This window comes from Pseudooctadecabacter jejudonensis (genome assembly GCF_900172275.1).
In the GTDB taxonomy this organism is placed as follows: Bacteria; Pseudomonadota; Alphaproteobacteria; order Rhodobacterales; family Rhodobacteraceae; genus Octadecabacter; species Octadecabacter jejudonensis.
The window spans coordinates 388,824-411,544 of sequence record NZ_FWFT01000003.1 but is presented as its reverse complement, the minus strand read 5'-3'; the positions used below and the strand labels follow the sequence as shown (position 1 = coordinate 411,544).

The 22,721-nt window shown below is 60.6% G+C and carries 18 protein-coding genes; 14 read left to right on the top strand and 4 right to left on the bottom strand.

Features of this window, described 5'->3' with window-relative positions; all coding sequences use genetic code 11:
- Positions 1–77: 77 nt before the first annotated feature.
- Positions 78–1,304, bottom strand: coding sequence for a CaiB/BaiF CoA transferase family protein (locus PSJ8397_RS11135; RefSeq protein WP_085864672.1), 1,227 nt, complete (start codon positions 1,302–1,304; stop codon positions 78–80).
- Complete coding sequence (locus tag PSJ8397_RS11130) at positions 1,291–2,889, bottom strand: thiamine pyrophosphate-binding protein (protein WP_085864671.1); 1,599 nt, start codon at positions 2,887–2,889, stop codon at positions 1,291–1,293. The genes PSJ8397_RS11135 and PSJ8397_RS11130 overlap by 14 nt, the downstream gene beginning before the upstream one ends.
- A 196-nt stretch (positions 2,890–3,085) precedes the next feature.
- Here PSJ8397_RS11130 and PSJ8397_RS11125 point away from each other — a divergent pair, with 196 nt between their 5' ends.
- The 13 genes from PSJ8397_RS11125 (at position 3,086) to PSJ8397_RS11065 (ending at position 15,877) form a co-directional block, all read left to right on the top strand.
- Entirely contained in the window at positions 3,086–4,375 is a 1,290-nt protein-coding gene (locus PSJ8397_RS11125) for a hypothetical protein (protein ID WP_085864670.1), read from the top strand.
- The gene (locus PSJ8397_RS11120; protein ID WP_085864669.1) at positions 4,368–5,219 is read left to right on the top strand and encodes a COG3904 family protein; all 852 of its coding nucleotides are present in this window, start codon (positions 4,368–4,370) and stop codon (positions 5,217–5,219) included. The genes PSJ8397_RS11125 and PSJ8397_RS11120 overlap by 8 nt, the downstream gene beginning before the upstream one ends.
- Positions 5,220–5,350: 131 nt before the next feature.
- Complete coding sequence (locus PSJ8397_RS11115; protein WP_085864887.1) at positions 5,351–6,217, top strand: urease accessory protein UreD; 867 nt, start codon at positions 5,351–5,353, stop codon at positions 6,215–6,217.
- A gap of 1 nt (position 6,218) precedes the next feature.
- Positions 6,219–6,521 (top strand): urease subunit gamma, encoded by a 303-nt coding sequence (locus tag PSJ8397_RS11110; protein WP_085864668.1) that lies wholly within the window; start codon positions 6,219–6,221, stop codon positions 6,519–6,521.
- Positions 6,522–6,587: 66 nt separating this feature from the next.
- Positions 6,588–6,893, top strand: coding sequence for an urease subunit beta (locus tag PSJ8397_RS11105; RefSeq protein WP_085864886.1), 306 nt, complete (start codon positions 6,588–6,590; stop codon positions 6,891–6,893).
- Position 6,894: 1 nt separating this feature from the next.
- Positions 6,895–8,604, top strand: coding sequence for an urease subunit alpha (gene ureC, locus PSJ8397_RS11100; RefSeq protein WP_085864667.1), 1,710 nt, complete (start codon positions 6,895–6,897; stop codon positions 8,602–8,604).
- Between the two features lie 5 nt (positions 8,605–8,609).
- Complete coding sequence (locus PSJ8397_RS11095) at positions 8,610–9,044, top strand: urease accessory protein UreE (RefSeq protein WP_085864884.1); 435 nt, start codon at positions 8,610–8,612, stop codon at positions 9,042–9,044.
- Positions 9,034–9,669 (top strand): urease accessory protein UreF, encoded by a 636-nt coding sequence (locus tag PSJ8397_RS11090; RefSeq protein ID WP_085864885.1) that lies wholly within the window; start codon positions 9,034–9,036, stop codon positions 9,667–9,669. Before PSJ8397_RS11095 ends, PSJ8397_RS11090 begins: the two co-directional genes overlap by 11 nt.
- On the top strand, positions 9,666–10,289 hold the full coding sequence (gene ureG / locus PSJ8397_RS11085; protein ID WP_085864666.1) for an urease accessory protein UreG: 624 nt from the start codon (positions 9,666–9,668) through the stop codon (positions 10,287–10,289). The genes PSJ8397_RS11090 and ureG overlap by 4 nt, the downstream gene beginning before the upstream one ends.
- A 180-nt stretch (positions 10,290–10,469) precedes the next feature.
- On the top strand, positions 10,470–12,113 hold the full coding sequence (locus tag PSJ8397_RS11080; RefSeq protein ID WP_085864665.1) for a peptide ABC transporter substrate-binding protein: 1,644 nt from the start codon (positions 10,470–10,472) through the stop codon (positions 12,111–12,113).
- 67 nt (positions 12,114–12,180) lie between these two features.
- Complete coding sequence (oppB, locus tag PSJ8397_RS11075; protein ID WP_085864664.1) at positions 12,181–13,104, top strand: oligopeptide ABC transporter permease OppB; 924 nt, start codon at positions 12,181–12,183, stop codon at positions 13,102–13,104.
- A 15-nt stretch (positions 13,105–13,119) separates the two neighbouring features.
- Complete coding sequence (locus PSJ8397_RS11070) at positions 13,120–14,040, top strand: ABC transporter permease subunit (RefSeq protein WP_085864663.1); 921 nt, start codon at positions 13,120–13,122, stop codon at positions 14,038–14,040.
- A gap of 1 nt (position 14,041) precedes the next feature.
- Positions 14,042–15,877, top strand: a complete 1,836-nt coding sequence (locus PSJ8397_RS11065) for an ABC transporter ATP-binding protein (protein ID WP_085864662.1) — start codon at positions 14,042–14,044, stop codon at positions 15,875–15,877.
- A gap of 127 nt (positions 15,878–16,004) precedes the next feature.
- Here the strand turns inward: PSJ8397_RS11065 and PSJ8397_RS11060 are convergent, their stop codons facing one another.
- Together PSJ8397_RS11060 and PSJ8397_RS11055 are read right to left on the bottom strand one after the other, a co-directional pair.
- Positions 16,005–19,772: a translocation/assembly module TamB domain-containing protein gene (locus PSJ8397_RS11060; protein WP_085864661.1), complete on the bottom strand. Its 3,768-nt coding sequence runs from the start codon at positions 19,770–19,772 to the stop codon at positions 16,005–16,007.
- Positions 19,772–21,556 carry an autotransporter assembly complex protein TamA gene (locus PSJ8397_RS11055; protein ID WP_235000695.1) on the bottom strand — a complete coding sequence of 595 codons (1,785 nt, stop codon included), beginning with the start codon at positions 21,554–21,556 and terminating at the stop codon, positions 19,772–19,774. Before PSJ8397_RS11055 ends, PSJ8397_RS11060 begins: the two co-directional genes overlap by 1 nt.
- Positions 21,557–21,701: 145 nt before the next feature.
- Between PSJ8397_RS11055 and PSJ8397_RS11050 the strand changes: the two genes are divergently transcribed.
- Positions 21,702–22,685, top strand: coding sequence for a membrane dipeptidase (locus PSJ8397_RS11050; RefSeq protein WP_085864660.1), 984 nt, complete (start codon positions 21,702–21,704; stop codon positions 22,683–22,685).
- The last annotated feature ends 36 nt before the right edge of the window (positions 22,686–22,721 follow it).

Genomic DNA, 22,721 nt, shown 5'->3' with positions numbered 1-22,721 from the left:
TTGGCGCAGTTGGGCCTGTGATAAATCAGCTGACAGAAAGCTGCCCCTCACCTGTCTGTTATGACGCGGGAATGTGATCAGCTTTGAACTTTTTGTGATCGGCGCCGTTTGGCATGCTGATCCAGAATGTCGCTCAGTTGATCCGAATCTGCCCCGAAACGTGGTGGGCTTTTGGCGTATTTGACCGGGGTCTTTGAGAATTTCAAAGGATTCCCCAACAATCGCACATCGCCGCCCACGGCATCAGCCGACGGAACGGACACCACCATATCGCGGGCCTGCGCCTGATCGGATGTCAGTGCCTGATCGACGGTGTGGATCGGCCCGCACGGCACGCCTGCGTTTTGCAACATCTGCAACGCGGTATCAGCCGCCAGATCTGCAAATGTTTCAGCCACCGATGCGGTCAACGCCACGCGGTTCTCGATCCGCAGGGGATTGGTCGCGTAGCGCGGATCCTCCGCCAGATCATCCCGCCCGAACGCGGTACAAAATGCCTGAAATTGTCGGTCATTGCCTACGGCCAGAATGATATGCCCATCAGCCGTCGGGAACACATCATAAGGCACGATATTGGGGTGCCCGTTGCCGCGCCGCTGCGGGGTATTGCCGGAGGCCAGATAATTCGTGCCCTCGTTGATCAGCCAAGCCATTTGGCTGTCGACCAAGGCCAGATCAATATGCTGGCCTTCGCCCGTGGCCTCGGCGTGACGCAGGGCGGCCAGCATTCCGATGGCCGCATTCATCCCGCACATCACATCCGCAATGCCCACGCCGACTTTCATCGGGCTGCCGTTCGGATCGCCCGTCAGGGACATGATGCCGCCATAGCCCTGCGCCATCAGATCATAGCCCGGGCGTGCGCTGTTGGGGCCAGTCTGCCCAAACCCGGTGATGGAGCAATAGACCAACACAGGGTTCAATGCGCTGAGTGCGGCATAATCCAGCCCGTATTTCGCAAGCCCCCCCGGTTTGTAATTCTCGATGACGATCTGCGCTTGGGCCGCGATTTCTCGTACCGTGGCTTGCCCCTCGGATGAGGACAGATCTGCCGCAACCGAGTATTTGTTGCGGTTGGCGGCCAGATAATAGGCGCTCAGATCGCTCTCGTCGTCGTGGGTTGGCACATAAGGCGGCCCCCACGTGCGGGTGTCGTCCCCGCCCGTTGCTGGGTTTTCAATTTTGATGACCGTGGCGCCCAGATCACCCAGCATCTGCGTGGCCGTTGGTCCGGCCAGAATGCGCGTCAGGTCCAGAACCAGAACGCCGTCCAGCGCGCCGCGTGTCCCCTCAGAATGCGCCATCATATGCCCCTCGATCAATCTGAACTGCGATGACACTAAAGGTGTCCGCAGCTTGCGCCTGCGTCAATGCAGCTGTCAGATCATCAGCGTTATCAACGGTGTATCCGTCGCCCCCAAAGGCGCGGCCCACGGCGGCAATGTCCGTGCCTTTGAAATCTACGCCCACGTTTTTCATCTGCCGCCCGCGCTGTTTCAGCTCAATCAACGCGAGGGAGGCATCGACGAACACAACAAAGATCGTGCGCACCTCATTTTCTGCCGCCGTCGCCAGATCGCCCACACACATGAGGAACCCAGCGTCGCCGCTGAACGAGACGACCGTGCGATCGGGGGCCGCAATCTGCGCACCCATGGCCAAAGGCGCAGCACAGCCCATCGTACAAAACCCTGACGATTGCGTCAGCGTTTTGGGGTGCAGACATGTCCACATCTGGCTGAGCAAAATGCGGTGCGCGCCACTGTCGGCGGTGATCAGCGTATCCTCTGGCAGGGCGGCCTGACATGTCGCGATGGCCTGCGCAGGCCCCCATGTCTTTGGGGGGGCGAAGGCGGTTTCGATGTCCGCCCGCACAGCGGCAGGGCGGGCGTCAGGCCAGCCCGAAAGGGGCGCATCGGGCAGCATCGCGGTGACGCTGGCCACAGGGTCGCCGATGATATTTTGGGTCGCGTGATGCATATAGTGGTGGTTGGGGGCTGCGGTGATGTCGATGATCGTCTGTCGCGCCGGATCCCACGGGTTTTGCCAGCCCGGACGCATTTCAATCGGGTCGTAGCCGATGCACAAGATCACGTCAGCCTCAGCCACCAGCGGCAACAGGATTTTGTCGGCCTTGGGTGACAGCCCCGCACCCCCCAATGACAGCGGATGGTCCTCACGGATCAGACCCTTGGCTTTGTAGGTTGTGATGACAGGGGCCTGCAGGGCTTCGGCCGCTGCGGTGACGGCGGCAGCGCCGTCCTCAGATGTGACATCCAGTCCGGCGATGATCAGCGGACGTTTGGCCCGGGCCAGTGCGCCCTTTGCCTGCGCCAGAACCTCAGGCGCGGGCACTGTGGGCACGGCAGTCGGTCGCAATACGCCGCCCCCGTCCGCAGGGGCATCGGCCACTGAAATCGGTACGTCAATGTGCACAGGGCCGGGACGGCCTTCGGTGGCGATGCCCACGGCCTTGTCGGCAATCACATGGGCCGCTTTGGCATCGAGCGTAAAGGTCGCCTTGGTGATCGGACGGAACACCTGCGGCTGATCCAGCACCTGATGCGTATACGTCTGCGCCTGATCGGCATCCACACAGCCCGTCAGCACGATCATCGGGACGCGGTCTTGGCGGGCGTTTTCCACCACGTTGATCCCGTTCAGCGCCCCCGGGCCCACCGTTGCCAGCAAAATGCCCGGTGCGCCGGTGCGGTGATACACACCTTCGGCCATAAAGCCCGCGGCGTTCTCATGGCGGCACAAAACAAAGGTGATGCCCGCCTTGTCCAACGCATCCAGCAGGGTCAAAACCTCCCCCCCCGGCATCCCGAATGCATAGCGGCATCCGGCGGCGTAAAGGCGTTGGGCGATGACATCTGCGGCGCGCATGGGGGCCTCCTGATCTATGACTTTGCCACCTTTTGGCGCGATTGCGGATGGGTCACAAGTAAGGTCTGCGTGTGGTGCTGTAACACGGCGCCGACCGTCCGCTCACGCGCGAAATCCCGCCCGCGTCCGCGTGATGTGATTTGCGCGCCGTTCCTTTTGCCCCATATATCAAGGCACTGAATTTGGGGGCTTAGCAATGACCGACGAACGATTGACCCATGCGGAGGCACAGGGCGTGCGCTACGCGTCCGAGCTTGAGGGGCATGTGCGCTGGCTCGATAGCTTTTCAGCGGCGGCTTTGGGCGTGCTTGCCGTGGCCTCGGGTATCTACACCTACCTTGGGGTCACGTCGCTTCTCGATGACAACGGCGCGCTCAGCTTTTTTGCCGCGATCAGCTATTCCATCGCGGTGTCCGTCGGGATCTTTGTGTTCTGGTCGTACCTGATGCGCCTGCTGCCTGCGGTGCGCACTGTGGGCGCGCGGATGGGGTTGTTTGTGTCGATGCTGTTCGGCTCACTTGCGATCATCGCCATGTCGTCATGGCTCAATGCTGCCGCCTTGGCAGGCGCTGCGGCCGTCGAACAGCATCTCGCGCGCACGGTTCAGGATTACCAAGGCGCGTTGGAACGCGCCAATGAGATCGCTGTCAGAGCCCAAGGGTTGGAACGGGACGTCGCCCGCGTGCGTCAATCGTTTGAGGACCTGTCAGAGCAAGAGGCGACAGGCGATCTGTCGGGCCTCGCCGGACGCGGCGCGGTGTTCCGTCTGTTGCGCCAGAAATCGGATGAACTTGCAGGGTTGGAGAACCAAATCGCAAGCCAGCAGCCGTTGGTCAACGCCGCCTTTGCCGAAGGCAACGCGATCCTCAGCCGGATGCGCCAATTGACGGTGGAACCCGGCCCGATTGAGGTGCGCTCTGTCCAGTTTTCCGAAGAAGCGGTGCGTCTGTCCGGTGTCATCACCCAGCTGCGTCAACTCAGCGTGGCGCCCTTGGTCAGCCGTGCCGCCCAAGATCTGAGCGCGTCAGTGGTGTTGCCCGAACTTGATGGCAGCACGGCGGCCAGCCGCGCGGGGCAACAATCCACGATCCAGTCGGTGTTGCAACTGTTGGGCCAGCGCGCCGAAACCCTGCGCCGCGCCGCCGATAGTGTTATCGCCATGCCGCCCCCGTCCGAGACGATCTATACTCCGATCAGCACCGCAGACGCCGTGATCCGCTATGCCGAGAACTTTGTGCCCAGCTGGGCGGGCGCCATCGCGATTGATCTGTTGCCTGCGGTGCTGGTGTTCATCCTTGCAATCACTCACGCGGCGATCCGGTCCGGCAAATCCCGTGTCGGCGTCGAAGACACGATGACAATTGCGGAATTGCGCGCCGCCCTCAACGCCGTCGGCGATATGGAAGCCGCGATGAGCCGCGCCAAAGACAACGCCGCCGATCCGCCTAAACCACTGCCGGTCTCGGCCCCCAAAGCCAATGACTGACACGCCCCCTGATTCCCATGCGGTCGCGGAGGAGACCACATCCGGCGCGAACCCCGTGCGCCGGATGATCTACGGCGTTTTGGCAGTCCAACTGGCATTGGCGCTGTTCCTGATGGGCGGCGATCTGCTGCGGGTGATCCCACAAATTGGTCTGCCGTCCACCCAGCCGCGTTTTGATCAACCCGTAAACCCCGGGGATCAGACGCGCCGCTACAGGCCCGCAGATATGCCGCTTGCCCCCGCACGCGACGGCAACCCCGCACGGCCCTATACCTCCACCGGGGATATGCCCGACCGCCTCGCATTTGATCTTCAGGGGGAGGTGCTGACGTTGACGGGCCGGATCGCGCCGGGCGACGCTGCAAGGTTTGAAGATTTTATGCAGGCCGAAGCGGATGCGGGCCGTGATCTGCCTACGGCGATCCGTCTGAACTCCCCCGGGGGGTCTGTCAGCGATGCTTTGGCCATTGGCACACGCCTGCGCGAGGACGGGATTGATACGGTCATGAACGGGGGCGATATTTGCCTGTCGGCCTGTCCTTACGTGCTGTCCGCTGGTGTGACGCGTTCGGTTGATGACGATGCGCAGGTGGGCGTGCATCAACATTTTTTCGATACTAATACTATCCTTCCGGCCTTTCTCGCGGTTGAGGATATCCAGCGCGGGCAAGGCCGCGTGATGACTTATCTGATTGAGATGGGGGTTGATCCGGAGGTGATGCAACACGCCCTCGTGACCCCACCTGACGAAATATACGTGCTGCTGCCTGAGCAATTGAATGACTACGGCATCGTGACCCCACCCAAAGACCAAGACGCCGAAGACCAAGAGGCCGAGGGATAAACGCGCGGAGCGCATTATGGTGCAGCCGCCCCGCGTGATCTGCCTAAAAAGCAGGCAAAACACCCGTATGATGTCGGCCCGTGGCCACAGAATTCATGGATGACCTTGTGGTCTGGGGCAGGATCAGCACCATGAGCGCCGAAACAATGGTCGCCCAAGAAATGTCCCTGTCGCATTTGTCTTCCTCTGCCGACGCTCCACACGTCGTTCAGCCCCGCGCACGCGGTCGCTTGCGCGTATCGTCAAAATTGCGCGACGGGCGCAGTGTCATCGACGAGTTGCATCAGGCCGGATCGTTCAAGGTGGTCTTTCCCAACACGTCACGTCAGACGCTTGAGGCGGTTACGGTTAACACAGCCGGCGGGATCACCGGCGGGGACCGGTTCAACGCCACGTTTGAGGCGGGCGCCGACACCCAGGTGACGGTCACAACCCAGGCGGCTGAGAGGGCCTACCGGGCCGTTGGCCCGGTTGCCGGATCGCTGTGCACGGACATCGCCGTACAGGCGGGCGCTGAATTTGCATGGTTGCCGCAGGAAACGATCCTGTTTGACGGCGCGCGGTTAAAGCGGCGGATGCAGATCGATCTGGTGGCAGACGCCGGATTGTTGTTTGTTGAACCACTAGTGTTTGGCCGAACAGCCCGCGGCGAGGCCCTGACCGACGTGATGTTTGACGACGCGGTGTCAATCCGGCGCGCAGGCGTGCCGCTGTTTGAAGATGCAGTCAGGCTGACGGGTGATCTGACAGCCCAAATGGCGCGTCGTGCGGGTGGTGCGGGCGCTTTGGCGACGTTGGTTTATGTGGGCAAAGATGCGGAACATCACCTCGGCCGGTTGCGCGAGATGCTGACATTGACGGCGGGGGCCAGCCTTTTGGCACCAGATATTCTGCACCTGCGGCTTCTTGCGCCTGACAGTTTCATTTTGCGACAAACCCTTGTGCCTGTGCTGGAACATCTGCGCGCAGGCCCATTGCCCCGCGTCTGGAGGATTTAAGATGCAACTCACCCCGCGAGAGAAAGACAAACTGCTGGTCGCCATGGCGGCCGAGGTCGCGCGCAAACGGCTGGCGCGTGGCGTCAAGCTGAACCACCCTGAGGCGATTGCCTTGATCACGGATGCGGTCGTGGAAGGCGCGCGAGATGGGCGGTCTGTTGCGGATATGATGGAGGCGGGCGCACAGGTGATCACGCGGGATCAATGCATGCAGGGCGTGCCCGAGATGATCCATGACGTGCAGGTTGAGGCGACGTTCCCCGATGGAACAAAGCTGGTGACCGTTCATAATCCGATCCGCTAAGCGCGACGTTGGATTGAGTTTTTCTGGTCAGATGAAGAGGAGACCAGCGCGATGACAAAAGATGCGATGATCCCGGGTGAGGTGATGCCCGCGAGCGGGGAGTTGGAGCTGAACGCAGGGCGCGAGGCGTTAACCTTAATGGTGGCAAACACCGGTGACAGGCCAGTTCAAGTGGGGTCACATTACCATTTTGCAGAGGCCAATGCCGCGCTGGATTTTGACCGCGATGCCGCCCGCGGGATGCGTCTGGATATTGCCGCCGGAACGGCTGTGCGGTTTGAACCGGGCCAGCGACGTGAGGTGCAGCTGATTGAAATTGGCGGGGCGCGACGGATTTTCGGTTTCAACCAAGCCGTGATGGGGGATTTGTAGGATGGCGACGAAAATTTCACGGCACGATTACGCAGCGATGTTTGGTCCGACGACGGGCGACAAGGTGCGTCTGGCGGATACGGATTTGATCATTGAGGTGGAACGCGACCTTACGACCTACGGGGAAGAGGTCAAATTCGGCGGCGGCAAAGTCATCCGCGACGGCATGGGGCAGGCGCAGACCACCCGCGCCGAGGGGGCCGTTGATACGGTCATCACCAATGCGCTGATCGTGGACCATACGGGCATCTACAAGGCCGACGTGGGTCTGCGCGACGGGTTGATCCATAAGATCGGCAAGGCGGGCAATCCCGACACGCAAGACGGTGTTGATATCATCGTCGGCCCCGGCACAGAGGCCATTGCCGGCGAGGGCCGTATCCTGACGGCGGGCGGCATGGACAGCCACATCCATTTCATTTGCCCGCAACAAATGGAGGACAGCCTGCATTCCGGCGTGACAACCTGTTTTGGCGGTGGCACAGGGCCGGCGCACGGGACGCTCGCCACCACCTGCACGCCGGGGCCTTGGCACATTGGCCGCATGTTGCAGAGCTTTGACGGCATTCCCATGAACATCGGCCTGTCTGGTAAGGGCAATGCATCCCAACCGGGGGCACTGGTGGAAATGGTCAATGCCGGTGCGTGCAGTCTGAAACTGCATGAGGATTGGGGCACCACGCCCGGCGCAATTGATTGCTGCCTGAGTGTGGCCGACGACATGGACGTGCAGGTGATGATCCATACCGATACTCTCAATGAATCCGGGTTTGTTGAGAACACTGTGGCCGCCATGAAAGGCCGTACGATCCATGCCTTCCACACCGAAGGGGCAGGGGGCGGCCATGCACCGGACATCATCAAAATCTGTGGCGATGCCAATGTGTTGCCTAGCTCCACCAACCCCACGCGGCCCTTCACGGTCAACACGTTGGAGGAACATCTGGATATGTTGATGGTGTGTCACCACCTTGACAAATCTATCCCTGAAGACGTGGCCTTCGCCGAAAGCCGCATCAGGCGTGAGACGATTGCCGCCGAAGATATCCTGCACGATATGGGTGCGTTTTCGATCATCGCGTCCGACAGTCAGGCCATGGGCCGCGTGGGTGAGGTGTTGATCCGCACATGGCAGACCGCCGACAAGATGAAGAAACAGCGCGGGCGGCTGGCAGAGGAAACCGGCGATAACGACAACATGCGTGTGCGCCGCTACATTGCGAAATACACGATCAATCCGGCCATTGCCCATGGGATTTCATCTCACATCGGGTCCATCGAAGAAGGTAAACGCGCCGATCTGGTGTTGTGGGACACGGCGATGTTTGGCGTCAAGCCTGAGATGGTCTTGATGGGCGGCACGATTGTGGTGGCCCAAATGGGCGATCCCAATGCGTCGATCCCTACGCCGCAGCCGGTTTATACACGTTCCATGTTCGGCGCGATGGGCGGGGCCTTGGCGCAGACATCGGTCAGCTTTGTGTCAGGTGCCGCACAGGACGCAGGCCTGCGCGACACGCTCGGCCTGTCCAAGCAGACGATTGCGGTCCAGAACACACGCAACATTGGCAAGAAAGACCTGATCCTGAACAACGCGTTGCCGGTGGTTGAGGTGAACCCCGAAACCTACGAAGTGCGCGCAGACGGCGAACTGCTCACATGCCAACCCGCCGAGGTCTTGCCCATGGCGCAGCGGTATTTCTTGTTCTGATGCCAATGCAGACAGCCCAAACCTATCGCGACCATGGGCATGGGCCTGCTGTCGATCGCGTGACGCTGACCTATGACGAACGGTTCTTGCGGCGAAAGGTGCTGACCACAGACAGCGGCGCGCAGGTGTTGGTGGATCTGGCGCAGACCACGTCGATGGACCACGGTGGCCGATTGATCACCGATGGCGGAGAGATCGAAGTCATCGCAGCACCGGAACCGCTGATCAAAATCACAGGAGATCTGACGCGGCTTGCGTGGCACATCGGCAACCGCCATACGCCCTGCCAGATGGGGGCGGACCATCTGCTTATCCAGACCAACCACGTGATGGAAGATATGCTCGGCAAACTCGGCGCCACTGTTGCCCCCATCACAGCGCCTTTTACGCCCGAAGGCGGGGCCTACGGGCACGGACGGACCCATGGTCATGCCCATTGATCCCGCACTGACGCTGTCGCAGTGGTTTTCGCCGGCCTATCCCGTGGGGGCGTTTGCCTATTCCCATGGGCTGGAACAGGCGATTGCAGATGGCGATGTGGAGGGTCCCACATCGCTTCATCAGTGGATCGCGGATGTGGTGCACCATGGATCGGGCCGCAACGACGCGCTATTTTTGGCCGCGGCTTATCATGCGGATGATCCCGCCCCTCTCGACGCCCGATTGCGGGCGTTTGTGGCCTCCAAGGAACGCCTGATGGAGGCGGATTTGCTCGGTGTGGCCTTTGCCGATATCACGGCGTCCGTTACGGGCCATGACCTTGGCGGGCTGACATATCCTGTGGCCGCCGGCCGGGCCGCACGGCTGGCGGGGCTGCCGCTGCCCCTTACGTCGGCGATGTTCCTTCAGGCCTTTGTCACCAGCCTTGTCTCCGTCGGCCAACGTCTGATCCCAATCGGCCAAACCGACGGGCAAAAGATCATCGCAGCCCTCGCCCCGGAGTGCGCCGCAATCGCGCAGGACACGCAGACGGGCGATCTGGATCAGCTGTCCTCCACCGCATTCCTGAGCGACATTGCCGCCATGCGCCACGAAACCCTGACGTCGAGAGTATTTCGCACATGACACAATCAAACGGCCCCCTTCGGATCGGTATCGGTGGCCCCGTGGGCGCGGGAAAAACCACCCTCACCGCGAAACTGGCACAGCATTGGGCGCAGACCTATTCGGTTGGGGTCATCACCAATGACATCTACACGCAAGAGGATGCGGAGGCGCTGGTGCGGATGCAAGTGCTGCCCTCAGACCGGATCATCGGGGTTGAGACGGGTGGCTGCCCGCATACCGCGATCCGCGAAGATGCGTCGATCAACCTGGCCGCCGTGGCTGAGATGCGCGCGCGTCACCCCGATCTGGATGTGGTGCTGATCGAAAGCGGTGGCGACAACCTCTCTGCCACCTTCTCGCCTGAGCTTGCGGACATCACCCTATATGTCATCGACACTGCCGCGGGCGAAGAAATCCCCCGCAAAGGCGGGCCTGCCATCACCAAATCGGACGTTTTGATCATTAACAAAACCGATTTGGCCCCCCATGTGGGCGCCGATCTTTCGGTGATGGACCGCGACGCCACGCGGATGCGGGCGGGCCGCCCCTTTGTCTTCAGCGCCTTGCGCCACGGAGAGGGTGTCGCGCAAATTGCGTCACTTGCTCAGCAAATAGGCGGCCTTGATCAATCAAATTGATCAATTTTTTGCCGATCGCATCCATTTTGGGCGATTGGCGCGGCGTAAACCGGTGGTGGCCCTTGCCTTCCTTGGCGACTCCCTCAAGGGTAGTGCGCAATCCCGCGCCCAGCCGCGGGACCCATAACCAGACAGAGACTGCACCGCGCAAGTGATCTGTCCAACATAGGGAGCAACCATATGACATTGCATACAAAACTTTTGGCCTCGACCGCGGCATTGATGATCGCGGGTGCAGGTGCGGTCTGGGCCGATGCCCACGCCACCCACCCCGAAACCGGTGAGCCACTCGCCTCAGAGCAGAGTTTTTCTTATTCCATTCTTGATGATTTCCCGTCCATCGACCCGCAAATGGTCGAGGATGTCGAAGGCGGTTCCGTCGCCCGTGACCTGTTCGAAGGTCTGACCACGGAAAGCGCCGCAGGCGAAGTGCTGCCCGGCGTCGCCGAAAGCTGGGACGTGTCCGAAGACGGTATGACCTACACCTTCACGCTGCGTGAAAATGCGGTGTGGTCCAACGGTGATCCGGTCGTGGCTGGCGATTTCGTCTACGGCCTGCAGCGCGCCGCCGATCCCGAGCTCGCATCCCCTTATTCGTGGTATCTTGAGGTTATGGGCGTCACCAACGCTGGTGCCGTCATCGCCGGTGAAATGCCAGTGGAAGAGCTGGGCGTGTCCGCCCCAGACGACCGCACGGTGGTCTACACCATCGACGCACCGCGCCCCTATTTCCCTCAGATGCTGACGTTCCCGACCACGTTCCCTGCGAACCGTGCAGCGATTGAGGCTGGCGGCGACAACTACACCGATCCGGAAAACTTCGTGTCCAACGGCGCCTATGTGCTGTCCGAATATGTGCCTGGCGAAAAGCTGGTCCGTGTCCGCAACGAGGCCTATTGGGACAACGAAAACACCATCATCGACGAAGTCACTGCGCTGATCATCAACGACAGCAATCAGGCGCTGACACGGTATCTGGCCGGTGAGATTGATCTGGTTATGGACGTGCCCGCAGGCCAGTTCCCCCGTCTGAACGCGGAATATCCTGGTGAGGCACTGTCTTTCCCAAGCTCATGTTCCTACTACTACCTGATCAACCACACCGACAGCGGCAACCCAGCCTTGCAGGACGCCAACGTCCGTAAGGCGCTGAGCCTTGCGGTGGACCGTGGCGTGATCGTCGACAACATTCTGGCCGGCGGCCAGCGTGAGGCCTACACCTTCACCCACTGGGCTGTGTCCGGCTGGTCCACACCAGACATCGACATTGCGAATATGACCCAGGAAGAGAGGAACGCCAAAGCACAGGAGCTGATGGCAGAGGCGGGGTACGGCGAAGGCGGGGAACCCCTGACGGTTGAGATCCTCTACAACACCTCCGACAGCCACAGGTCCATCGCTGTGGCCATCGGTCAGATGTGGAAACAGACCTTGGGTGTCGACACGGAGTTGGCCAACCAGGAGTGGGCAACCTACCTCGATACCCGTGGGGAGCAAAACTATCAGGTTGCACGTGCAGGCTGGTGTGCGGATTACAACGAACCCAGCACCTACCTGGATCTGTTCAACTCCGGCTCTTCCTACAATGATGGCAAATTCGTCAACGACGAAATCGACGTCCTGCTGGCTGAGGCCAAGGTCGCTGAAGACGCCATGCCGCTTTATCAGAAGATCGAAGAAATCGCTTCGGCCGAAACGGCAATCATCCCGATCTACCACTACGCGTCCGTGCGGATGAAGGATGAAAACCTGGCCAACTGGCCCACGGAAAACTTCCTGCAGAACTGGTACTCCAAGGATCTTTACATCACCGCGGGTGAGTAAGCCTTAGGATTTAAAATGTGCGTCGGGCCATCCGTGGCCCGACGTCTTTCTTTTTCAGGACGCCGTCATGTTAACCTTCATCGTCAAACGTCTGGTCATTGCTGTGCCGACGTTGCTGATCCTTATCCTGTTTTCGTTCGCCTTGATGTTCGCGGCCCCCGGTGGTCCCTTCGACAGTGAACGCCCTCTCCCGCCTGAGGTCATGGCCAACGTGCTGGAACGTTACGGCCTGGATCAGCCCTATTGGAAACAGATGTTCGATTACGTTAAAAACGTGGTGTTCCATTTCGATTTCGGCCCATCGTTCCAATACCGTGACCGCACGGTCAACGATGTCATCGCCCAAGGATTTCCGGTGACGCTGACCTATGGCGCATGGTCCGTGCTGGTCGCTGTGATCGTCGGCGTTTCACTGGGGGTGGCGGCCGCGTTGCGACAAAATACGTGGCTCGATTACCTCGCCGTAGGGATCACCATCGGCGCGCAGGCGCTTCCGAATTTTGTGATGGCGCCGATTTTGGTGCTGATCTTTACCCTGTGGCTGGGATGGTTGCCCGGCGGCGGGTGGAACGGCGGGCAATGGGATCATGTGATCATGCCGGTCATCGCGCTGAGTACATCTTACATGGCGTCGATTGCGCGGATCACACGGTCTTCGATGCTTGAAATTCTCAATTCCAATTTTATCCGCACCGCCCGCGCCAAGGGCCTGCCCATGCGCCGCGTCATCTGGCGGCATGCAATGAAACCCGCCATGCTGCCCGTCATTTCCTATGTCGGCGTGGCGATCGTGGGCATCATCACCGGATCGGTCGTCGTTGATGTTGCTTTCTCAACGGGTGGCATCGGGCAGTTTTTCGTGAACTCGGCCTTCAATCGCGACTACGCCGTGATCATGGGGATCACGGTTCTGGTGGGGGCGCTGACCATTCTGTTCAACCTGATTGTCGATATCCTCTATGCGTGGATCGACCCGAAAATTCGTTACTAAAGGGGGCTGACAAAGATGTTTGGAACCAGACACGCCGAAACGCTGACCGACGCCCCGCTTGAGGCCGTCAAGGGCCGGTCGCTTTGGCAAGACGCCCGCGGGCGGTTCTTGCGTAACAAGGCGGCCGTCACGGGACTGATCGTGCTCATCGCGATGACGCTCTTCGCCCTTTTTGGCGGGCTGTTGGCGAAATATGAACCCGATTTCGTGGATTTCAGCCTGATGGGCGCGAACGCCTTTCGCGGCGTGCCCTCATTTGAAACGGGCCACTATTTTGGCGTCGACCAAGACGGGCGGGATTTGTATGCGCGCGTTGTGCAGGGCACCGGCATTTCGCTGCTTGTGGGGGTCGTGGGCGCGTTCGTGGCTGTATTCGTCGGCACGCTTTATGGCGCTGTGTCAGGCTACATCGGCGGGCGCACGGACCAGATCATGATGCGCATCGTGGACATCTTGTTGTCCATCCCCTTCATGTTCGTGTTGATCCTGATGCTCGTGATCTTTGGCCGCTCGCTGTTGATGCTCTTTATCGGGATCGGCTTGATCTCATGGCTGAACATGGCGCGGATCGCGCGGGGGCAAACCCTGACGATCAAGAACAAGGAATTCGTCGAGGCCGCCATCGCCTCAGGCGTGCCAACCTTCACCATCATCCTGCGTCACATCGTGCCCAATTTGGCCGGTATCGTGGTGGTCTACGCCACCCTGCTGGTGCCCGAGATCATCCTGTTCGAAAGCTTCGTGTCCTACCTTGGCCTCGGCGTTCAGGAACCCAACACCTCGCTTGGGGCGCTCATCAACCTTGGCGCGCGGCAAATGAACAACGGCACGCTCTGGATGCTGCTGTTTCCGCTGGCCTTCTTTCTGACCACGCTTTTTGCGTTCTTCTTCGTGGGCGATGGCCTGCGCGATGCCCTCGATCCCAAGGACCGCTGACATGACCCAACCCATTTTGTCGGTCAAAGATCTGGCCGTGACGTTCGAAACCCCCGATGGATCCGTGAACGCCGTCAAAGGTGTCTCATTCGATGTGGCACCAGGCGAATGTCTGGGCATCGTGGGGGAAAGCGGATCCGGCAAAAGCCAATCCGCCCTGGCCGCGATGCAACTTCTTGCAAAGAACGGCGCGGCCACGGGTGCGATTGAGTTCGCAGGCCACGACATGTTGGCCATGCCGCAAAAGCAGCTGGAACGCATCCGCGGCGCCAAGATGTCGATGATCTTTCAGGATCCGTTGACGGCCCTGACCCCGCAACTGACTGTGGGCCAACAGATGCGTGAAATCCTTGAGGTCCATGAAGGCCTGCGCGGGGCTGCCGCCGACGCGCGCTGTATCGAATGGCTTGAAAAAGTCCGCATCCCAGAGGCCGCCCGACGCATGCGCCAGTATCCCCACGAACTTTCAGGCGGGATGCGCCAACGGGTGATGATTGCCATGGCCATGCTTTGCGCGCCGGAACTTCTGTTGGCCGATGAACCCACAACGGCACTCGATGTGACCGTGCAGGCACAGGTCCTTGAACTCATGGACGATCTGCGCCGTGAAACCAACACCGGCATCGCACTCATCACGCACGACATGGGTGTCGTCGCCCGCATGTGCCAACGCATCATCGTCATGCGCAAGGGTGAGATCGTCGAGGCCGGCGAGGTCGACCAGATTTTCTACAATCCGCAGCATGAGTACACCAAAATGCTGCTGGCGTCTGTCCCGCGCATTGATCAGGTGGATCGTGGCGCGCGCCCCTCTATTGATCCCGTGGCCCCGCAAGATCCGATTCTCAAGGTGGATGACCTCAAAGTGCAATTCCCCATCCGCATGAAGGGCGGGCTGTTCGGGCGCACCAAAATGCTGCGCGCCGTGGACGGCGTGTCGTTCGATCTGCGCCCAGGTGAGACTTTGGGCGTGGTGGGCGAATCCGGTTGTGGAAAATCCACCCTTGCCCGTGGGGTGCTAAACCTGATCCCTGCGTCCCATGGATCGGTGGCTTGGCTGGGTCAAGACATCTCCGGTTGGGAGCGCGGTAAAATGCGCGGCCTTCGCAAGGACCTGCAAATCGTGTTTCAGGATCCTCTGGCATCGCTCAACCCACGCATGACCATCGGCGCCTCTATTGCGGAACCGCTGCAACTCCATCGCCGAGACCTCAGCCGTGCCGAGCGCACAGACAAAGTCCGCGAAATGCTCACAAACGTCGGCCTCGACCCCAACATGATCAACCGCTACCCGCATGAGCTGTCGGGCGGGCAGAACCAACGTGTGGGCATCGCCCGCGCCATTATCACCGAACCCAAATTGGTGATCTGCGATGAGGCCGTCTCGGCCCTCGACGTCTCCGTGCAAGCACAGGTGATTGATCTGTTGATTGAGCTGCAAAAAAAGATGGGTCTGACGATGATGTTCATCTCTCACGACCTCAGCGTTGTGCGTGAGGTCAGCCACCGGATCATGGTCCTCTACCTCGGCCGTGTTGTCGAATATGCGGACCGCGATCAAATCTACTCCAACGCGACCCATCCCTATACCAAGGCGCTGATTTCAGCCGTGCCCACACCTGATCCCAAAATTGAACGGGCCAAAACCCGCACACTGCTCGAAGGCGATCTGCCCAGCCCGCTGGACACCCGTGCCGCATTACGGTTCATGCCCTCCAAGCTGGTCGATGACCCAGACGCGGATCAATACCGACCCAAAATGGTCGAAGTCGCCCCCAATCACGTGGTGGCCGAACACGACCCCGCCTTGGGGTCAGCGGGCCTCATAGCGTCTTAAATCTGGACATTCCAATCAACGTGCGTGGCCCGCTTCTTTGGGTCAAAAATACCTAAATTCGCGCGCAAAGCGCGCGCGGGTCGGATGGGCACAGCCCATTCGATCCAAGTGACCTCCCATCGGCAAATCAGTAATCCCGCTCAAAGAAAATCCCCACAGATGTTTCACCATCTGACGCGACGGTGCCCCGCGCTGTGAAATTGCGGTCGATGTCGATGTTCAGGTTGATCTCAGACGTCCCACCCGCACCCACAGTCACATCCGTATACACATTATCAGATATGTATTTGCCGGCCCGAACGGCCGCATTCCCGTCTTCGTCGGTGATGATGTCCAGATCATCCAGATCCAGATCCTGCCGGAACGAATTGATCACGCCGCCGCCATTGCCGGACCCCGCCAACGTCGCCACCGCAGAGGCCAGTTGAACCGCCTGCAGCGGAGAAATAGACGTCAGATCGCGGCCAAACAACAGCTGCGCAAGAACCTCATCTTGCGGCAATTCTGGTGTGCTTTCGAACCGTACGTCAATGTCGTCCGGTTCCCCTTCGACCACGATGTTCACAATCGTCCCTGTTTGCGCCTCTGTCCGTGCGACAAGCCGCAAGAACGGTGAAAAATCTCCCTGAAGCTGGGCGAACCCTTCGTCCAGTTCAAACCGTTGGCCCAAAATACTTAGCCGTCCGCGCACAAGATCAAACCGCCCGATGGGGATGATGTTGCTGGTCGTCCCACCAAGGCGCAACGATCCGCCCAGTTCCGCGTCCAACCCGCGCCCGCGCACGAAAATCTGGCTCGGCGCGCGGATTTCAAGATCCATTCCGTAGGATGGCCCACGGCTGGTGGTGCCCGTCTGCGAGGGAGGCGAGACCCCGACGCCTGCGCGGTCAAGCGTGGCACGCACATCGGTTCGTGGCCCAAGATGGGTCACTTCGGGCAGGCTTCCCAGCGCGCTTGATCCGGTGGTCGGCACCTGCACTTCGGCTGCGCCAAGATCAATCCGTCCCGCAATCCGCGCGCCGCCTGCCAATGGGCCGTCGACGCTGATCGATCCGTCTGCAGTGGTCCGGTAAAGGTTCGGATCTCGCAACACAATGTCTGCCAAATTGACCCGCAGACCCGCCTGAAAGGGCGCTGATAAATCGACGGGGCCTGTGACGGACAGGTCCCCGCCCGCGCTGCTTTGTGCGGCCAAATCCACACGCAGGGTGCCGCCGGCCAAAGTCAATGTGCCGCCCAGATTCTCCAAGGCTTGGCCAAAGGTCGGGGCGCTGAACCGCGCGTCGGAAATGCGCACCGGCCCGCGTACGGATGACAGGGCAGGGGGGCCGTTCACGCTAAGATCAAAAGTCGCGCGCCCGTTGATCTGGCGCGGTGCGATATAAAGATTGGCCAGCGCCAAAGGCGCCGATCCGCTGATATCCAGATCAAGCGTGCCGGAATTTGCAACCGTGCCGGATGCGCGCGCCGACGTGCCCGCGGGGCCGTCGGCATCGCCGGACACAACCCATCCGCTGGCCGTTTGCCGTGCGGAAATATCAGCGGTCAAAGGCCCGGAAAAATCGGAAACCAAAAGCGCCACGTCGCGCAGCCGCGCCGTGATGTCCGCCGTTGTGTCAGCGCCAGAGGTCACAACATCCCCCCGCACGGTCAGGTTGGGAAACACCGCGTCCAAGGCATCCAAACGCAACTGGCCTTCGTCGCTGCGCGATACATTCGCACTGATGCGGCCCAAGCCTGCCAAAATCCGGTCCACAGGCGCAGACCCGATGCCGATGTCTTGGGTGCGCACATCGACATCCGCAGATGCCACGCCGGTCGCCGTGTTGAACGAACCTGTAATGTCAGCGCCGACGCCACCGCGCAGGGTCTGACCCACAAGATTGCCATAGGCGCGCACGTTGGTGACGGACAGATCGGTCGCCCCCTCCAAATCATATCCCCCTTCAACGGGCCGGGCAGTCCCGTTCAGTGTCGCGCTGGCCTGCGGGGCCGTCAGGTCTGTTGACAGGGTTATGACACCGGCCTCATCCGTGGCGACCTCGGCCTCGATCACGGCTGGGCCAGACAGGTCTGTGACCACGCGGGCCAGATCGTCGATCTGCGCTTGGAAGGTTGCGGTCGCCCCGGTTGACGATAGCATGGCTTGTCCTGTGCCGGTCACCGCGTCGCCCGCAATGTCGATCCGGCGCACGGTGATGCCTTGCGTGCCGCGGGCCACATCCAATTGCACCCGTGTCAGCCCTTCGAGAAGGGCATCGGCCTGTTCAATGCCAAGGGCCAGATCCGTCGTGCGCGCGTCGATGGCCAGATCGAAAATGCCATCAAACGGTTGCGCTGTCCCCTCCAGCGCGATCTGTCCCATTCCGCGCAGATCAAGCCCCGTTAGCGCGGCAAACCGGCTGAAATCGTCGGCCGTGACCTCAAGATCTGCTCGGGTTGCAAACCTCTCATCCGGCCCCTCGATGAAGGCGCGGGCCGTTGCATCAATCCCCGCACCAGACAGGGTCAGCCCCTCCAACACGAAAGGCTCACCCTCAAGCCGCCCGAGTTTGATTGTCCCTTCAATATCCGCCCCAATCGCCTCATTCAGGGCGGCATCGTTCAAATCCAAGCCGCGCGCCGCATAGGACAGATCGGTCGTGAACCGGCCCCGATCTATGCCCGCCCCTTGTTGAATAATGCCGCCGCCGGACAACGCCAGCGCATCGATTGACAGACCGTTGCGGCGCAGTGAAGTCACATCAAATGCGCCCGTCCACGCATCTCCATCGGCCTTGTCATACTGAACATTCAAAGTGACGCCAGCGACCTCTGTCGGGGTGCCAGACAGTGGCAACAACACCCGGCTGCCATCGTCCGTCCCCAACCGGCCGCGCAGTTCAATCCGTTCGGGCCAGTTCGCAGGGTCCAGTTCAACAGCGCCTTGCAGGTCAAGCTGTTGCGATGACACGGTCAGATCGGACAGGCGCAAACCGCCCGCCCCAAACCGCGTGCCTTCGACCTGCAACACCGTTTCGGCCCCGAAAAACGGGTCATATTGATCGGCCAGCATGGGGCGCAGATCGCCGCTCAGATCCAGCTTGAACGCCTGATCCAGGGTGCCCGTGGGGGTGGACAGTTGAACCGTGCCGGTGATGCGGTCCTGCCCATCCGTCGCCAAAGCAATATCGCCCACGAAGTTATCAAGCGGCGCGTCGCCATCAACGGTCAGGCGGACGGCGGGTCGGTCGGGCAGATTGATCAGCCGTGCGGCGATGCCGTTCCGCCCTTCTTCAGCCAACACCATCAAGGCCAACTGGCGTGTTTCACTTTCAAAACGGGCATCAATGTCGAACAAGCCGGTTTTCTGGTCGATCCGTTCCAACAAAACGGTGGCCGCACCAACACCGTCCTTTAGCGTCAGATTGCCCTCAAAACGCGCGCGCACCCGTTCCCCCAAAAGCGCCTCAGTCAGGATGATTTCATCTGCACGCACGTCCGAGATTTCCACGGAAACGGGCAGGTCGGGCAGGCTGAAGGGCGTGGCCTCAGCCGTCGGCATATCGTCACCGGGTGGCGTTGAGGGCAGGCGGATCAACTCGATTACACCCGCGCTCAGGGTCTCAACCTCAACGCGGCCCCTCAGGAGCGCGGACCGATCCCATTGAAACACAAGGTCCTCCATCCGCAGCCAGACGCCGTCAGGGTCGGCGATGGTGATGGCATCCGCCGTCGCCTGAGAGCTGAGGGCACCGCGAAAATTGATCAGCCGGACCGTCAATTCGTCATTGTTGATCGCGTCTTCGATCAGGCCAGTAATGTAGGACCGGTCGTCCTCGTTCGTCTGGGCAACACCGGCGACAGGACTAAAAACAGACCAGATCAGCGCCACGCAAAGAAATAAGATCCGCATCAAAACGCCTGCCCAATCCCGATGTAAACTTCGATCCGTTCACCGGCCTTGTCGCCGGTTGTGGGGGTGGCCACATCCAGCCGGATGGGTCCGATGCCGGTGTTGTAGCGCAGCCCAAGGCCCGCGCCCGCGTGCCATTCACCGTTCTCGAACGGCAGGTCATCGGTGCCGACGAATCCGGTGTCGTAAAAGCCCACTACGCCGATGGTGTCCGTGACATTCACCCGTGCTTCCAGTTGGGCACCAAAGAACGATGTGCCCCCTGTTTCATTCCCTCCGCCCAGATCGACCGCCAAAGATTGGAAGGGTTGCCCGCGCACCGTGCCGCCCCCGCCGGAGAAGAACAGATAGGATGCAGGCACCGCATCCGCATCCGCCCCCAAGATCGATCCGATTTGGCTGCGAAAGGCCAAAGTCACGCGGTCATCTTCGCCAAAGCTGCGATAGATCCGGCCATCGCCCACAATGCGCGCACCGCTGTCGGTGTCGTCAAATCCTGCAAACGGGGCGATAGACAAATTGGCGAAGTAGCCCGATGTGGGGTTGAAGGGGTCATTGCGGCGGTCGATTGTCCCTTCAAGGGGCAGATAAATCAGGCTGTAGGATCTTTCGCCCAAATCATCCTCAACCTCACCTGCGGCAAGGCCAAGACCGAACTGCAATTCGACATCTTCCCCAATCCGCCGGATGATCCCCGCCTCAGCCGAGACGTCGCGTTCAAAGAAATTCGGCTCATCCAATTGGGCAATGCTGGCATTTGCGTAAAAGTCGGTGTCGCTGCGGAAGGTCGCGGGGCGCAAGAACGCGGCCCCGAGGCTGTAATCAATGCCGCCGGTGCCGCCCGATAGCCCTGTTACCTCTGCATCAATGCGCAAACGTTCCGCGCCGCCCAGCAGATTGCGGTGCAACCAAAAGCCCGACAACGTCAGGCCCGACACCGTGGAAAATTCAATGCCCGCACCGATGCGTCGCGCGGGCTGTTCGACAACCGACAGCGTCAAGGGCAGGGTGCCATCCACCGCCGCGTCCGCCTCAATCACGGTGGCTGAGGCAAATGCGCCCGTGCGCCGCAGGTTCGCCTCGGCGGTGGCAATCTCGGCGGGGTCGTAGGTTTCGGCCCGCAGCCCCGCGATGGCCAGAATGCGGTCCGTGCGCACGGCCTCGTTTCCATCGACCGTGATGGTGCCAAATGTCAGGCGCGGACCCGGGGCAAGTGTGACTGCAACATCGAGGGCGCTGTCCGCGTGCCGTGCCGTAATCTGTTCTGCGGCCACGCGGGCCAGCGGGCGGCCGTCGTTTCTCCAGCCGTCTATGCCCGCGGCAGCGGCCTGCGTGATGGCATCGGATCCCGCAGTCTGGCCCGTGCCAAACACCTCCGGCAGTTGTGTTCCCGGGGGCAGCGGGGCGATCTCGGCGCGGCCGAAGGTGAACTGCGGGCCAGGGATCACGCGCATCTCAACCCGGCCGACAGAGGTGCGGCGCACCAACGGATCAAGGCGTGACGCCTCAATCCCGTCGACAAGGATCGAAATTGTTCCGCCGTAATAGCCAGCCGAATACAACCCCGTCAGCAGGCGTCGATAATCTGCCCGCGCAGCGGCGATGTAATCTTGCGGAGAGGTGGCGCCATCCTCTTCCAAGGCCAGCCCCAAAGATGCCGTTTCAAGCCGCGTCTGCAACGTCTCGTCGTCGCCGGCCACATCCAATGAAACCTCTTGCGCGAAAATGGCTGCGGGCAGGCACGTCGAAAGGATCAATACACTCAGGAAGTTTCGTATCGCCATCTGATGTCCTTTCGCACGTATGATCCGTGATATCGGACAACTGCCGAATGCGAAACGCCCAAACACGGCTAAGCGTTCCACCGCCGATCACTTTTTGTCGTGAAAAGCACTGGCATTTTTGCAAGACCGATTGCAGGGTGCCGCCATGACGTATCTGATCGATAACCTGCAATACGCCAATTGGTCCGAAAAGATCTTTCGCCAGATGCGCGAGGGGGGCGTGGATGCTGTCCATGTGACCATCGCCTATCACGAAAGCTTCCGCGAGATGGTCTTGCAGCTTGAGGCCTGGAACCGGCGGTTCGAAGACCACGCCGATCTGATCATGCGCGGCACCCAAGCCTCAGACATTGACGCCGCCCGCGCCACTGGCCGCACAGCGATTTTCTTTGGGTTTCAGAACCCCAGCCCCATTGAGGACGACATCGGTTTGATCGAAATCGTCCACCAGTTGGGCGTGCGGTTCATGCAGTTGACGTATAACAACCAGTCTTTGCTGGCGACGGGCTGTTATGAAGAGGACGACACGGGCCTGACACGGTTCGGCAAACAAGCCGTGGCAGAGATGAACCGCGTCGGTCTGGTCGTGGACATGAGCCATTCAGGCGATCGTTCCACGCGTGAGGCCATCGACGCCTCAGCGCGGCCCATCGCCATCACCCACGCCAACCCCAGCTGGTGGCATCCGGCCCGCCGCAATTTTGGGGATGACGTGCTGCGTGCGCTTGTGGCGCGGGGCGGGATGCTGGGGTTCTCGGTTTATCCGCATCACCTCAAAGAGGGGTCTGACTGTTCGCTAGAGAGTTTTTGCCAGATGGTGGCAGAGGCCGCAGACCGCTACGGGGCCGAAAATCTGGGGATTGGGACAGACCTGTGTCAGGATCAGCCGGACAGCATTGTGGAATGGATGCGGGTGGGTCGGTGGTCGAAGCAAATTGACTACGGAGAAGGCTCTGCCGCGGCCCCTGGCTTCCCGCCCATGCCGGATTGGTTTGAAGACAACAGGCACTTCGGAAACATCCGTGCAGGGCTGACGTCAGTGGGCCTGTCCGAGACAGAGGTCGATGGCATCATGGGCGACAATTGGTACCGCTTTTACGCACAAAATTTCACCCCGCAACAGGCGTGATCCAAAGGCGCGCCTGCAGCGCATTTTTTGTTTTGG

What these genes read in the sequence shown, in the direction of transcription:
- PSJ8397_RS11065 (WP_085864662.1), top strand. Translation starts at nt 14,042, where the DNA reads ATGACCCAACCCATTTTGTCGGTCAAAGATCTGGCCGTGACGTTCGAA.
- PSJ8397_RS11110 (WP_085864668.1), top strand. Translation starts at nt 6,219, where the DNA reads ATGCAACTCACCCCGCGAGAGAAAGACAAACTGCTGGTCGCCATGGCG.
- PSJ8397_RS11115 (WP_085864887.1), top strand. Translation starts at nt 5,351, where the DNA reads ATGAGCGCCGAAACAATGGTCGCCCAAGAAATGTCCCTGTCGCATTTG.
- PSJ8397_RS11095 (WP_085864884.1), top strand. Translation starts at nt 8,610, where the DNA reads ATGCAGACAGCCCAAACCTATCGCGACCATGGGCATGGGCCTGCTGTC.
- PSJ8397_RS11080 (WP_085864665.1), top strand. Translation starts at nt 10,470, where the DNA reads ATGACATTGCATACAAAACTTTTGGCCTCGACCGCGGCATTGATGATC.
- PSJ8397_RS11060 (WP_085864661.1), bottom strand. Translation starts at nt 19,772, where the DNA reads ATGCGGATCTTATTTCTTTGCGTGGCGCTGATCTGGTCTGTTTTTAGT.
- PSJ8397_RS11125 (WP_085864670.1), top strand. Translation starts at nt 3,086, where the DNA reads ATGACCGACGAACGATTGACCCATGCGGAGGCACAGGGCGTGCGCTAC.
- PSJ8397_RS11105 (WP_085864886.1), top strand. Translation starts at nt 6,588, where the DNA reads ATGATCCCGGGTGAGGTGATGCCCGCGAGCGGGGAGTTGGAGCTGAAC.
- PSJ8397_RS11055 (WP_235000695.1), bottom strand. Translation starts at nt 21,556, where the DNA reads ATGGCGATACGAAACTTCCTGAGTGTATTGATCCTTTCGACGTGCCTG.
- ureC (WP_085864667.1), top strand. Translation starts at nt 6,895, where the DNA reads ATGGCGACGAAAATTTCACGGCACGATTACGCAGCGATGTTTGGTCCG.
- PSJ8397_RS11090 (WP_085864885.1), top strand. Translation starts at nt 9,034, where the DNA reads ATGCCCATTGATCCCGCACTGACGCTGTCGCAGTGGTTTTCGCCGGCC.
- PSJ8397_RS11130 (WP_085864671.1), bottom strand. Translation starts at nt 2,889, where the DNA reads ATGCGCGCCGCAGATGTCATCGCCCAACGCCTTTACGCCGCCGGATGC.
- ureG (WP_085864666.1), top strand. Translation starts at nt 9,666, where the DNA reads ATGACACAATCAAACGGCCCCCTTCGGATCGGTATCGGTGGCCCCGTG.
- PSJ8397_RS11135 (WP_085864672.1), bottom strand. Translation starts at nt 1,304, where the DNA reads ATGGCGCATTCTGAGGGGACACGCGGCGCGCTGGACGGCGTTCTGGTT.
- PSJ8397_RS11070 (WP_085864663.1), top strand. Translation starts at nt 13,120, where the DNA reads ATGTTTGGAACCAGACACGCCGAAACGCTGACCGACGCCCCGCTTGAG.
- PSJ8397_RS11120 (WP_085864669.1), top strand. Translation starts at nt 4,368, where the DNA reads ATGACTGACACGCCCCCTGATTCCCATGCGGTCGCGGAGGAGACCACA.
- PSJ8397_RS11050 (WP_085864660.1), top strand. Translation starts at nt 21,702, where the DNA reads ATGACGTATCTGATCGATAACCTGCAATACGCCAATTGGTCCGAAAAG.
- oppB (WP_085864664.1), top strand. Translation starts at nt 12,181, where the DNA reads ATGTTAACCTTCATCGTCAAACGTCTGGTCATTGCTGTGCCGACGTTG.